The sequence below is a fragment of the Bacillus sp. HMF5848 genome, assembly GCF_003944835.1.
Lineage (GTDB): Bacteria > Bacillota > Bacilli > Bacillales > HMF5848 > HMF5848.
On the sequence record NZ_RWIV01000001.1, the window covers coordinates 3,447,684 to 3,460,483 of the forward strand.

General features: G+C 36.7%; 13 protein-coding genes. 3 read left to right on the top strand and 10 right to left on the bottom strand.

The genetic code is table 11. From position 1 onward, the window contains the following. Positions 1 to 61: 61 nt before the first annotated feature. From EJF36_RS16550 to EJF36_RS16565, 4 genes are all read right to left on the bottom strand, one after another. Positions 62 to 1,243, bottom strand: coding sequence for a glycoside hydrolase family 130 protein (locus EJF36_RS16550; protein ID WP_125907354.1), 1,182 nt, complete (start codon positions 1,241 to 1,243; stop codon positions 62 to 64). After that, positions 1,243 to 2,415: an AGE family epimerase/isomerase gene (locus EJF36_RS16555; protein WP_125907355.1), complete on the bottom strand. Its 1,173-nt coding sequence runs from the start codon at positions 2,413 to 2,415 to the stop codon at positions 1,243 to 1,245. Before EJF36_RS16555 ends, EJF36_RS16550 begins: the two co-directional genes overlap by 1 nt. Positions 2,416 to 3,016: 601 nt before the next feature. After that, on the bottom strand, positions 3,017 to 3,745 hold the full coding sequence (locus tag EJF36_RS16560; RefSeq protein WP_125908427.1) for a CPBP family intramembrane glutamic endopeptidase: 729 nt from the start codon (positions 3,743 to 3,745) through the stop codon (positions 3,017 to 3,019). 483 nt (positions 3,746 to 4,228) lie between these two features. Further along, positions 4,229 to 5,518, bottom strand: coding sequence for an MFS transporter (locus tag EJF36_RS16565; protein ID WP_125907356.1), 1,290 nt, complete (start codon positions 5,516 to 5,518; stop codon positions 4,229 to 4,231). Between the two features lie 150 nt (positions 5,519 to 5,668). Between EJF36_RS16565 and EJF36_RS16570 the strand changes: the two genes are divergently transcribed. After that, positions 5,669 to 6,202, top strand: coding sequence for a hypothetical protein (locus EJF36_RS16570; RefSeq protein WP_125907357.1), 534 nt, complete (start codon positions 5,669 to 5,671; stop codon positions 6,200 to 6,202). Positions 6,203 to 6,271: 69 nt separating this feature from the next. Next, the gene (locus EJF36_RS16575) at positions 6,272 to 6,454 is read left to right on the top strand and encodes a hypothetical protein (RefSeq protein WP_125907358.1); all 183 of its coding nucleotides are present in this window, start codon (positions 6,272 to 6,274) and stop codon (positions 6,452 to 6,454) included. A gap of 89 nt (positions 6,455 to 6,543) precedes the next feature. Here the strand turns inward: EJF36_RS16575 and EJF36_RS16580 are convergent, their stop codons facing one another. From EJF36_RS16580 to EJF36_RS16605, 6 genes are all read right to left on the bottom strand, one after another. Further along, positions 6,544 to 6,780 (bottom strand): hypothetical protein, encoded by a 237-nt coding sequence (locus tag EJF36_RS16580; protein ID WP_125907359.1) that lies wholly within the window; start codon positions 6,778 to 6,780, stop codon positions 6,544 to 6,546. Between the two features lie 368 nt (positions 6,781 to 7,148). Continuing rightward, positions 7,149 to 7,364 carry a hypothetical protein gene (locus EJF36_RS16585; protein ID WP_125907360.1) on the bottom strand — a complete coding sequence of 72 codons (216 nt, stop codon included), beginning with the start codon at positions 7,362 to 7,364 and terminating at the stop codon, positions 7,149 to 7,151. Further along, positions 7,357 to 7,893, bottom strand: a complete 537-nt coding sequence (locus tag EJF36_RS16590; protein WP_125907361.1) for a Rieske 2Fe-2S domain-containing protein — start codon at positions 7,891 to 7,893, stop codon at positions 7,357 to 7,359. The genes EJF36_RS16585 and EJF36_RS16590 overlap by 8 nt, the downstream gene beginning before the upstream one ends. 23 nt (positions 7,894 to 7,916) lie before the next feature. After that, positions 7,917 to 8,459, bottom strand: a complete 543-nt coding sequence (locus EJF36_RS16595) for a 4Fe-4S dicluster domain-containing protein (RefSeq protein ID WP_125907362.1) — start codon at positions 8,457 to 8,459, stop codon at positions 7,917 to 7,919. 24 nt (positions 8,460 to 8,483) lie between these two features. Then, the gene (gene fdhF / locus EJF36_RS16600; protein ID WP_125907363.1) at positions 8,484 to 10,607 is read right to left on the bottom strand and encodes a formate dehydrogenase subunit alpha; all 2,124 of its coding nucleotides are present in this window, start codon (positions 10,605 to 10,607) and stop codon (positions 8,484 to 8,486) included. Continuing rightward, positions 10,607 to 11,788, bottom strand: a complete 1,182-nt coding sequence (locus EJF36_RS16605) for an MFS transporter (protein WP_125907364.1) — start codon at positions 11,786 to 11,788, stop codon at positions 10,607 to 10,609. Before EJF36_RS16605 ends, fdhF begins: the two co-directional genes overlap by 1 nt. A 251-nt stretch (positions 11,789 to 12,039) precedes the next feature. Here EJF36_RS16605 and EJF36_RS16610 point away from each other — a divergent pair, with 251 nt between their 5' ends. Beyond that, entirely contained in the window at positions 12,040 to 12,786 is a 747-nt protein-coding gene (locus tag EJF36_RS16610) for an Mrp/NBP35 family ATP-binding protein (RefSeq protein ID WP_260471923.1), read from the top strand. Positions 12,787 to 12,800 lie beyond the last annotated feature (14 nt).

Below are 12,800 nucleotides of genomic sequence, written 5' to 3' on the forward strand. Positions count from 1 at the left end.
ATACCTATTATTTTAGATGTTTTTAGCTCATAAGGAAAGAGCTTTCATAACAGTAGGTTTATTAACTGTTCTGTTTCAACAAGTTTTCATTTTTCTCTATTAACTCCCCACGTTGAATTGCACAAGGCAATGAACGGAAAGGGTCTTCAGGTGTGTTAAACGTATAATCGACAAGCTTATCTATTGTCGTGGTTGCGACATGCATACGCGTATCACTTGAAGCATAATAAATAAAGACATCATTATTCTCATTTACAACCGCACCATTACAGAATATGACGTTAGAAACATCACCTATACGCTCGTCATCATATGGTGCAATAAAATGACCTCCTGGTTTTGCAATAACCTGTTTTGGATCATCTAAGCTTGTAGCAAATGTATACAAGACATATCTTAACCCCGCTGCAGTATTTCGCACACCATGAGCGATATGAATCCAACCTTTTTCTGTTTTAATAGGCGCTGGTCCTTGACCATTTTTCACCTCATAGACAGTGTGATATCTTCTTTCATCTATCACTTCTTCTTTATTAATCACGGGGTTTTCAATACTATCACACACCCCCCACGCAATACCGCCACCAGATCCAGTTGAGATAAATCCATCCTGTGGACGCGTGTAGAACGCATACTTTCCATTAACAAACTCCGGATGAAGTACAACATTTCGCTGTTGCGGTGATTTTGTTTGGATATTCGGAAGTCTCTCCCAATTTTTCAAATCCTTTGTTCTCACTAGCCCAGCTTGTGCAACAGCGCTTGAAGTATCAAATGGCGTCGCATCAGGATCCTTAGCTTCTGAACAGTAAACACCATAAATCCAGCCATCTTCATGCTTAACTAGGCGCATATCATATATGTTAGTTTCATCCTCATCAATATCTTCCCACGTAAGAGGTTTGCCAATAAACCTAAAGTTATCAATTCCCGTATCACTTTCAGCTAACGCAAAGAAAGACTTTCTGTCTAGTCCTTCTGTACGCACTACTAAATAATATTTTTCATTTAAATAAAGTGCACCAGCATTAAACGCCGCGTTAATTCCTAGTCTTTCCATAAAGAACGGATTTGTTTCTTTATTTAAGTCAAATCTCCAATGAAGAGGGACATGGTGACGTGTTATGACCGGGTATTCATAACGGTCATACACTCCGTTATAAAATTCTTCGTTAATCTCATTTTTTCTAGTTAGTAAAGCTTCTTGCTTCTCTTTTAATTCAAAATACTTTTCATGCATCATTATACTGACATCCTTTCTATAATTTCTAAACAGAATCTTCCGTTGTGATAAGAACCTTTCCAAGGGTCTCCTATATTGCGTTTCGTTGGTTGACCATTAGCTTCCACTGACCATATCCATTCACCATTCTCACGGGAATCTATAATGTTTTGTTTCGTATATTCCCATAAATTTTGAATAATTTTGAGGAACATGTGATCATGTGTGCGTTGGTACGCGTTAAGAAAGCCAACCATCGCCTCTGCTTGCACCCACCATACTCTAGTTTTATCAAGTAAATCATTTTCTTGCTCATTTATAAGCGAGCCATCATTTTGTATTGCATAATTAGCTATATTGTAAGCGATATCAATTACCATCTGGTGATATTCAGGTTTTTCAAGTTTAATAGCCTTGATTGCCTCATCAATTAACCAGCTTGCTTCAATATCATGACCAAACGATTTTAGGTTAATGATGCTATTCCAATTCATATCAAAGAATACACCTAAAAACTTTGTTTCTTTATCATAAATATTCTCATATAAAATTCGCAGTAAATTCTCAATCCTGCTTTTTACTTGCTCGGTAGGCCACACCTTATATAAAGTAGTATAGGCTTCTAACACATGAATAGTTGTATTCATCGTAATTTCTGCCATTACACCATTTTCACTTAACATTTCATTCGGAACTTCATTCCACTGCCGATCGAACTCTTCCCTATAAGCATTTATCGATTGGTTATAACCCTTTTCTTCTATTAGTTCAAATAAATCCTTTGCCATTTTAAGTGCTTCTTCATTTTGGGTGGCACGGAAGTATTCACTTAAAGCATAGATGCCAAACGATTGTGTGTACACATGTTTTCTGGTATCTATTGGGGTACCTTTGTAATCTACCATCCAATATAGACCTTTATGTTCATGATCATATACTTTGTTTATTAAAAAATTGTATAGATGTGTAGCTATATTCAAGTAAGTTTTATCATTTGTAACTCGATATGCTGCTGAGAACGTCCAAAGAAACCTGGATGTAATTATTCCACCTTTATTAGCTTGTTGATGCACGTTTAGATTATAATCGACTTCTCCATAAAATCCACCGTATATATCATCTTTTTGTTTCATCCAAAAGGGTAAAATATGTTCGGTTAGTTCTTTTGTTACCTCATGTTTAAATGTATTCACGTTAACTCTTATACCTCCTAACACTATAAAATGATTAACTTTTAGTTAATCGATAACTTTATAGATTAATCTTACTTCTGACCTTTTACTTTGTCAATTAGTTTTGAGGTAATCATTTTCTGTTATTATAAGTTACTAGTTGATCGCATTTTTATAAAACGTTCTACCACGAAATAACTGTGGATAACTCTTTTTCAGCATCAGTGATTTGAATGATTGTCTCTTTTATAAATGAATGTTGTTCATTAACCTTGTGATTATATTGAAACGCGCGAACTTCTAATGTGCACATAGTAGCACGGGTGAGCACTAAACAGGCGTACTAGCACACAATGCTCTAGGAGATCACGCCCCCGCGGAAAGCGAAGCGTAATGTTTCGAAAACTACAATAATTGCTCAAAAAAAAACTGCATCTCTTAAGATAAAGAGATACAGGCTACAACAATTATATGCTATTTACCACATATGAACTGTTTTGTACTTTCTCTAAATCAAAACTTAACTCAGTTACTTATGAGCTAAGAAATATTACTTAACAAAGTCAGCTGAAATTAATCTATTAACCTTGTTACAAGTCATTTTTAAATGCTAGGATACCACTTACAATATCCATCCACTCCACACCATTCCCATATTAATAACAAAATGAAAAAATATAGCAGGATATATACTATTGGTTTTTAAAACTACAAAGGCATAAAATAATCCTCCGAATGAAAAAAGTAGACTTACTAATAGTGATATTCCAATCGAAAGATGGAGTAGACCAAACCCCACACTCGTAATAATAATCGCATATAAAACAGACATATATCGTTTCAGACTATCTAGCAAAATGCCTCGCCATATAAGTTCTTCTAAGGTTGCATTAACAAGAGAAAATAATAAACTAAAAACAAAAGTAGACTTAAGATATATAACATTTTCCTTAACAATAAATGGAACAAAAATTGATACATTAATTATTAAGCCAATTAATAAAAAGTATGATGTTTTTATTGAATGGAAAGGAAATTCTATAATATTATTGAATTCCGGTTTTTGAAGATAAAAAGAGATTTGTTTTTTTTGAAGCTTGTGCGTTATGTATACCACTATTAAGATTAGTAACAACAAACATCTATTTATTAGAATTTTAGCCTCTCTTGAGAGATCATATGTGTTGAGAACATTTGTAGTTAGTTGAAATAGAAAAAAACTAAAAAGAAAAGCAATAAAAAGAGAGAGTAAAAAGCGGTTTGCAACATTTCCAATGTACAGAAAAATTAAACACAAAAGTATCGTGATTAAACCAATCCACAAATGATATGACGTAACAATAATACCCATAAAAAAAAGAAATGATATCAAAAGAAAAAAAGTATCTTTTTTTATAGAAAAGAAAATAATAACCACTCCCTATTATTCTACTACTTCATCAAACCAATTGTAATATTATACCATTTAATTAAATTAATTGTAATAATACCACAATATTCAAAAAGCATACTATTCAACTAGTTATAATTAATCTAGATTTAACAATTACTTTAAACTTTTATTAATACCATAACAGTAAATTCTATGAAATCTCTGCTATTAATTGCGAAATTTTTTAACATGTCTAATCCATGACCAGTTGTACTTTAAACCTTTTGTTTGAATATAACAATTGTTTGACGTCATCAAGTTCTCGTACCTCTCGTCATTAACTCATTCAATACTTTAGTTTTCGTACACACAAAAAAAAGAGACCGCTCCTATGGAACAGTCTCAAAGTCTATATTTAATCAGTATCAAAAGGGGGAGATAACTGATTGAGAAATAAGCAAATTAACATTTAACCTCTGCGTTTTTACGAGAATAGTAATACCAGCAAATTACTAGGCTCACTGCATAAAATACGATGAAACCAGTTAGTGCTGCATTAGCAGGTACCCACCCGAAAATTTTCGGAATGAAGAATGCACCGTATGCTGCGATAGCTGCTGTAAATCCAAGAACTGGAGCTGCTAAAGCTGCTTTTTTACCATCAAAGATGAATGGAATCATACGGAATGTAGAACCATTTGCGATACCTGTTGTAAAGAACAACACGATAAACATTGTTAGGAATCCTACGAAGTTATGCGCGTTTAAGAAGTAAAGTACGCCACTTGTCGCTGCAATCATCGCTACGATATCCCAGAATGTTACTTTTGCACCACTACCTACTTTATCTGATAACCATCCACCAACGGGGCGAATTGCTGCCCCTACGAAAGGCCCTAAGAACGCTAAGCTTGCAGCATTTACTTCAGGGAACTCATTACGGAGTAACAATGGGAATGCTGCCGAAAAACCGATGAATGATCCGAAACACATTGTGTATAACCAAGTCATAATCCAAGTATGCTTTTCTTTGAAAATAACTGATTGCTGTTTAAATGATTGCTTTGATCCTGGTAGGTTGTCCATACCAAAGAATGCTAGAACTGTCATGATTGCAATTGGTAATACCCACACAAAAGCTGCGTTTTGAATGAAAATTTCTGATCCATCTGGTAATGTTTGTGCACCACCTGTTAACATACCTAACCATGGAACAAAGATTACAATTGGTGTAACGAATTGAACAACTGATACTCCAAGGTTACCAAGACCTGCATTAATACCATTTGCTGTTCCTTTTTCTTTTTTCGGGAAAAATGGGCTAATATTTGCCATTGATGACGAGAAGTTACCGCCACCCATTCCACAAAGTGCTGCTAAAATCGCCATTGTCATGTATGATGTATCTGGATTCTGAACGGAAATCCCAATTCCAATCGCTGGAATTAATAGAATACCAGTGCTGAAAACTGTCCAGTTACGACCACCAACGATACCAGGCATGAACGTAAAGAATATCCGACATGTTGCCCCTACTAACCCTGGTAAAGCTGCTAATGTGAATAATTCATTTTTTGTAAAGTTAAAGCCGACATCGTTTAAGCGCACTGCAGTTACTGACCAAATTTGCCATACGATGAAAGCTAGCATTAAAGAAAATACTGATATCCAAAGGTTACGTTGTGCATGTTTTTTCCCTTCTGTTTGCCAAAATGTCGGATTCTCGACATCCCACGTTTGAATTCTTGCCATGTTGTTTCCTCCTATATTACGGATATTATGATGACTATGTTTTTAGGTGTTCACCTTATGGTATTATAGTAACGTAATTACGTTGTTAACATTGTGACGTACGTCACAGTATTTAGTGAACAATTTATGAACCTAAGGGGGCGGTAATATTTGTTATCAGTACTATTGAAATATAACAAAGATAAAGAATTAGCAGACGCTCTGTTTGCTGAAGGGTTTATTTTACAAAATGGCAAGTGGGTGTTTATGGATGGATTACACATATTACTATCCATTGAATCTGCTACAGATGAAGAAGCTACGATTGGTTTCCCAGGTGACTTACCTATGAACAGATTCAAAAAAGTACACGACAAACTTATTAATCTTGCAGATCACCTTGAAGCTGAAATCGACGACAGTCAATCGTTACTAGGATATTTAGCAAATGGTGATGGTGCGTATATCGTTACGAACTGGACAGAGTGGATTATCTTTTTACAAGAAGCAAAGCTTCGCACGTTGGAAGGAAAAAAAGTGCGCGTATTAGATGAAAAAGAAACGGAATTAGGTAATGGTCTATATGTAAGCTCAGAAACAGAATCAACTACTGGCAACATTACTAGTTGTACTATTATTACGATGTTCGGAGAAAAAACATATACAAGTAATACGTTAATAATAGAACCTACGAATGAATGGTAAATAAAATGATTCAACTGGCACACGAAAGTAAGTAGATTCTCGTGTGTTTTTTATTAGGGAGTGGTTTTTGTGGAGATCTTCAGTATTGTACTAATTATAGTTAATATTATCGTCATCGGCTTTGTTGTGTCGACCTTATCAAGTATTAATGAAAAACTAGAACTACTAATACGAATAAGGTTAAAAAAAGACGATATACATTTTTCAAATGAGGATATGGAAGATGAGCTTATAAGATATCGGGATAAGTGATTTCTTGCTTAAAACAGAAACAGAAAATGAGAGCCTCTAAACAATGATTAAAGTAGGCTCTCAATATGCTTTTTACTATGTAAAGTATACTACAATTGCTTTAATTCATCTTGTAACTGCCTTGTTCTTTTAGCATTACCTTGAGCAAAATTCAGTAGTCTATCCTTCAATTCAGGGTTATCATGAATACGTTCAGCAGTTATCATATATTGCCGCATTAATTCATCCTCGACTTCATATGCCTGCTTTAACACATCTTGAAGTCCCCCTGTATGTAACGTATCCTCACGATCATGGTCACGATCGTAGTCTTTGTTATGATTCATTGTAGCACCTCCATGTATTAAGTATTTACTACAATAAACCAGCAAATACATAGGTATTTTTATATCCTGGTTAGTTATTTGGTCGTAACTCCCGCATGAACATTATGTTTGTGCGGAAAAAATCTTTGTTTCTGCGGAAACTTTCGGTAGTTCTGCGGAAAATCCTACTGTTTGTGCGGAAAACCCTAGTATATATTACTACGTTTCTCACCCATTTCTATCAACCAAATATTATTCACGCGTGAGACCTTCCCTTTGCGCATGAGTACTACAAATTCATTCAGATGAATCTGCTCACAATTCACTCAGAACACAATTAGTAAAATTACATTTGTTCTTCTTCAGCAGAACGCAAAAAAGACAAAGGCTTAGCTTTGTCTTTTTTGCGGTTTCGAATTGTATTCTTTTTTTCTCCATCCAAAATACGCTGTTAAGCATATAGCAGATGATATGAGGGCAATAGCCGTATAAAGATATACGTGGTCATACTCTAATCCATAATATGATTCAATTGTCCACTGAAGCATAACAACGTTAACAGCAATTGTTAGGAGAATGATAATCAAGTATGATTTTTTACCCATGACGAATCTTCCTTCCTACTGCGTATATCGTATCTCCTTCAACTTCTAACTCAATTAAAGGAAGCTCACGCTGTGGAGGTCCTGCAACAGGATGTCCTGTTTCTAAGCTGAAATACCCTTTATGACATGGACATAATAGAGTTTCTTCTTCTTTTTCATAAAAGACGGGACACTGTAGATGAGTGCATTTATTATTATACGCCTTCAATTCGCCAGCTTTCGTATGAACAAGAATAGCTGGCTCATGTTCAGTTGGGTAGTTAAATTTCAATGATTCATTTTTTGGCAAGTCTTTTAGCTTAGCAATTGCTACACGTGCTGATTCTTCTTCCTGCCCCGCTCTCGTTGCAAGAACAGAGAAGGGAAGAGTGGCAAGGCCTAACGCAACCGATGCACCAGCTGCTGATTTTATAAAAGCACGACGGTTAAAACGCACATCATCATCGCGATTTAAATTGTCCACAAGGTTAATCATGTCGTCTTGTGAATCTTTTGTATTTCGGGGTAACTTTTTTTTCTCATCAGACATGGTCGTTCGCTCCCTTCCTTGTATTAGTCTGTATATACTCCAAAGAATTCAGGAACGTAGTCCCACTTGTTACCTTCTTGTGGCTTTTTCCCTTCAACAAGGTTCATTTGTGTACGTCTACGACGTAGCGACTGCATTTCTTCAAAGTCAATGAATCGAATTGCATCACTAGGACATACAGACGCGCACATAGGAGCAATATCATACTTAGAACGGTCATAGCACATGTCACACTTATACATTTTATTCTCTTCAAAATCAAACTTCGGTATACCAAATGGACAGCCAAATGTACAGTTACGGCAACCAATACATTTTTCTTCCATTGCTGATAACACAACGCCCTCTTCTGTAATTTGAATCGCGTTTGCTGGACATACACGAGCACATGCCGGATCTTTACATTGCATACAAAGCATCGGGTACGTTTGTCGACTTTCCATAAAGTCAACGTATTCAACATAGTTACGCTCTTTTGCATCGTGATCGCCACACTCCCGGCATGCCGCTTGACAGGCGCGGCAACCGATACAACGTTCAAATTCTAAATACATTATTTTGTTCATTTGTTTTCTCTCCCTTATCCGTTTTTATGCCTTCTCCATTTTGACCGCACAAACTTTAAACTCAGGCATACGAGAAACCGGGTCTAAACATGGATTTGTTAATTTATTTACCGCTAACTGCTCCCCCCAGTGATAAGGAACAAATACTGTGTCTTTACGAATTGCCTTTGTAATTTTCACTGGTACTGTCATATCTGAACGACGAGTCACAAGCTTTACTTGATCACCATCTCTTAAGTTATATTGACTAGCCAGTTCCGGATGCATTTCGGCAAATGGCTCTGGACATTGGTCCATTAAGAAGTCGACACGTCTTGTTTGGTTCCCAGATAAGTAGTGGTATACAACACGGCCTGTTGTTAATGTGTGTGGATAGTCTGCTGTTGCATATTCACCTGGCATTTTCCAATCCACTACTGCTAAATTCGCTTTTCCATCAGGTGTACCAAATTTTTCTTTAAACATCGTTGGTGTGCCTGGATGATCCTCTGAAGGGCAGGGCCAAAACACGCCATCTTCTTTATCAATACGATCCCAAGTGATTCCGTAATAATCGGCTTTTCCACCTTTTGTTGCTACGCGAAACTCTTCATAAATTTCCAGTGCATTTTTATAAGAGAAATGTTTGCCTTTGCCCATACGCTCTGAGATAAGGCTCATGATTTCCCAATCTGTTTTTGATTCCCCAACTGGGTCTTTTACTTTACGAATGCGTATAACGCGACCTTCAAGATTCGTTGTTGTTCCCTCATCTTCAGCCCAAGATGTTGCTGGTAATATAACATCTGCGAACTGTGCTGTTTCTGACATGAAGAAGTCACTTACCACTAAGAAATCTAATTTTTCAAAACCAGCCCAAATATATTCTAAGTTGGGAGCTGAAACGGCTGGGTTACTACAAATAACGTGCATCGCACGAATGTTACCTTTTTGAATTTCATCAAACATTTCATAAGCAGATACACCGGGTTGTGGCATCTCGTTCGGATCAATACCCCAAACTCCTGAAATGTACTCTACTGCTTCTGGGTCAGTTAGCTTACGGTAACCTGGTAGCAAATCTGATTTTTGTCCGTGCTCACGACCACCTTGTCCGTTACCTTGACCAGTAAAGGTTGCCACGCCTGAAGCAAATTTCCCAATTTGACCACGTAATAGGGCCATCGATGAGTAAAGTGCGACGTTGTCTACACCTTTTGATTGCTGTTCAACACCACGAGCAAACATGACGATTGATTTTTCTGCCATGCCGTATATATGGGCAGCTTTAATAATTTTTTCTATTGAAACGCCTGTAATTTCTGAAGTAAGTTCAGGCGTCCATTTTTCAACAGCTGCTTTTAAATCTTCAAAGTTATTACAACGGGCTTGTACGTATTCATTATCAACATAGCCTTCTTTGATAAGAATGTGCATGATACCATTTGCTAACGCTGAGTCTGTTCCTGGTTTAAGATCTAAGTGAACATCAGCTACGCGAGCTGTAGGTGTCTCACGAGGATCCACGATTATTAATTTTGCCCCTCTGTCTTTTGCTTTCCATAGCCATTGAATACTTGTTGGATGACATTCCGCTGTATTCGATCCTGCAATAAATAAGCAATCTGTGTGTTCGATTTCAGGCCATGGTAACGTTGAACCGCGGTCTACTCCAAATGTTTTTAGGAATCCACCAGCTGCTGAACTCATACAGAAACGACCATTATAATCAATGTAGCGAGTACCAAGACCAACACGAGCGTATTTACCAACTAAATAGCACTTTTCGTTTGTCATGGATACGCCACCAAACACTGATAGCGAATCTTTTCCATGTTCTGCTTGTAATCTTTTAAAATTCTTTTCTATTAAATCAAGAGCCTCGTCCCAAGATGCCTCCACAAATTTTCCGTTCTTTTTAATAAGTGGGCGCTTAATACGATCTGGGTGATCGATTGTTTGGTACGCTGTCACACCTTTTGGACACATTTTTCCGTTCGTTACAGGCCAATCGTAGCGTGGCTCTACACCAACCACTTTTCCTGTTTTATCTTCAACACGTATATGCATACCACATTGCATACCACAGTAGCAGCAATGTGTTGTAACTAACGATTCTCCTGGTTTAAGTAAGTTCTTTACTCCCTCTTTTACATGAAATTGACTCATTATTCGTCCCCTCCACTTGCACGATATTTATTTAACTGCTCTTTTACATGTTCAGGTAAATTGTAATAATCATCAGAGCGTTTTTTACCAAACCCTGACATATGAACTCCGTTATTCGTTTGAACAGGATCGACTTTCCCAAATGCCGCTGGTTCCAAGTTCATTTGCTTCATCACACGGATTCGGCGACGACATGCTGGGCAATAATCTGAAAGATATGTGCCATCCTCCAACTGTAAGTCGAATTGCTGAACTGCTAAAATTTCTTTAACATCTGTAATCTGGTCATCCGAGCTATATGTGTCACCACACTTCTTACATGCTCTTGTATCCACTTCAAGCTCTTCTTGGTAATTCATAGGTACACCTGCTGCTAGCGGTCGAATAGGGACGTGGTAAAGCTTGCCAAATGGGAAGAATACGAGCATAATAACGACTGTTACTTGATGGAACAGTGTTAAGTAATGGTGCATAAATCCATCTAAAAACGCATATGACACAGTTAACACTAATCCGGATACTGTAACTAGTAGCAAAATTAATAATGGTAAAATATCAAATTCAAAGCGTTGAGTGACGCGTACATCTTTGTTGACCACACGTCTTGCAAGTGCCATAGAGGCACCGACTAACACCATTAAAGCGAAGAAATTCAGGGCATTGTACATAAGCTCTGCAATTAATCCATGCGCGTACATCGTCATCGTTGGAATATTGAAAGCAACCACTTGATATGTGTCGGCATCGATTAAATCAAAACGTAACCAACCAAATGTTAAGCTGAATGTAAAGGCGAAGGACCCTATGCAACCCCAAGCAATCATGAAATGCTGAATGCCTCTATATATTCCACGTTTAAAAATAAACTTTTGTAGAAAAATATTCTCAAAGCCTGTTTTAATAATGGAAGTCATGTTTCGTTTGATTCTATCTTTATTTTTCAAGTTTTTAAAACTGCGTTTAATGACTTGATGTGTAGCTGGACGTATCACCCATGCACACATGCGAATCGTTAATCCTATGGCAAAAATTAATGAAGATACTAAATATCCAAGCAATGCCATATCCATGTGAAGAAATTGATCTGTTGCTATCCAAACTGAAAACAACAAAACAATAGTGACGATAAATGAGTACATGCTTGTTTTTGAATAAAAGGATCGCTCAAATGTTTTGTTCATGTATATCACTCCTGCAATCATAAGTAGTAGATTAGTGTATTTATACCTATTACAATCGTAATTAAACTTTAATAACACAACAGTTAAGTTTGTCACAGTTCGATATTGTTATTTTTATTAAAATGAAATTATCGATATAGCTCTTTGTAATTTAGTTATCACTAATATCACAGTGTTAATTGTAAGAAAAGGAATAGAATGTTACAGTGATGTACGTCACACCTAAAAGTTAAGGAAGGATGTTATTTACTATGTTATCTGGAACTGTCATAGCCATTACGAGCGGAAAAGGTGGGGTTGGGAAGTCAACAGTATCAACGAATCTAGCTATATCACTAGCTAAGCTTGGGAAGGCTGTTGCCTTAATTGATTTAGACATATATGGGTTTAGTATCCCTAAAATCATGAAAATTGACGGAAAACCGAAAACATTTAATGGAAAAATCATTCCGATAGAATCACATGGAGTAAAAGTAATGTCAATGGGCTTTTTGATTAATAACAATGATCCTGTTGTATGGCGTGGTCCTATGCTTGGAAAAATGGTGGAACATTTCTCTAAGGATGTTCTATGGGGAGAATTGGACTATGTCATTCTTGATATGCCGCCTGGTACAGGTGATGTAGCGTTAGATATGCATCACTTTATTCCACAGAGTAAAGAAATTATTGTCACAACACCGCATCAAACTGCCACTCATGTCGCAGAACGTGCTGGTACGATGGCGATTAAAGCAAAACATGATGTCATTGGTGTTGTGGAAAATATGTCATATTTTCAACCACCTAATAGTGATGAAAAATTCCACATCTTTGGATCACGTGGTGGAGAGCTTTTAGCTGAAACATTACATACTACATTGCTCGCTCAATTACCTATAGAACCACCTCGTGCTGATGAAGAAGAATTAAGTATCTATGAAGAAGGTACTGTGTTATTTGAGCATTATCAAAGTCTCGCCGAAAAAATTGATGGCATAATAAAAGAACCGAAATAGATTTCGGTTCTTTT

Coding starts and splice junctions, on each gene's coding strand:
- EJF36_RS16560 (WP_125908427.1), bottom strand. CDS start 3,745: ATGGGTATTATTGTTACGTCATATCATTTGTGGATTGGTTTAATCACG.
- EJF36_RS16610 (WP_260471923.1), top strand. CDS start 12,040: ATGTTATCTGGAACTGTCATAGCCATTACGAGCGGAAAAGGTGGGGTT.
- EJF36_RS16605 (WP_125907364.1), bottom strand. CDS start 11,788: ATGAACAAAACATTTGAGCGATCCTTTTATTCAAAAACAAGCATGTAC.
- EJF36_RS16580 (WP_125907359.1), bottom strand. CDS start 6,780: ATGAATCATAACAAAGACTACGATCGTGACCATGATCGTGAGGATACG.
- EJF36_RS16565 (WP_125907356.1), bottom strand. CDS start 5,518: ATGGCAAGAATTCAAACGTGGGATGTCGAGAATCCGACATTTTGGCAA.
- EJF36_RS16585 (WP_125907360.1), bottom strand. CDS start 7,364: ATGGGTAAAAAATCATACTTGATTATCATTCTCCTAACAATTGCTGTT.
- fdhF (WP_125907363.1), bottom strand. CDS start 10,607: ATGAGTCAATTTCATGTAAAAGAGGGAGTAAAGAACTTACTTAAACCA.
- EJF36_RS16595 (WP_125907362.1), bottom strand. CDS start 8,459: ATGAACAAAATAATGTATTTAGAATTTGAACGTTGTATCGGTTGCCGC.
- EJF36_RS16550 (WP_125907354.1), bottom strand. CDS start 1,243: ATGATGCATGAAAAGTATTTTGAATTAAAAGAGAAGCAAGAAGCTTTA.
- EJF36_RS16590 (WP_125907361.1), bottom strand. CDS start 7,893: ATGTCTGATGAGAAAAAAAAGTTACCCCGAAATACAAAAGATTCACAA.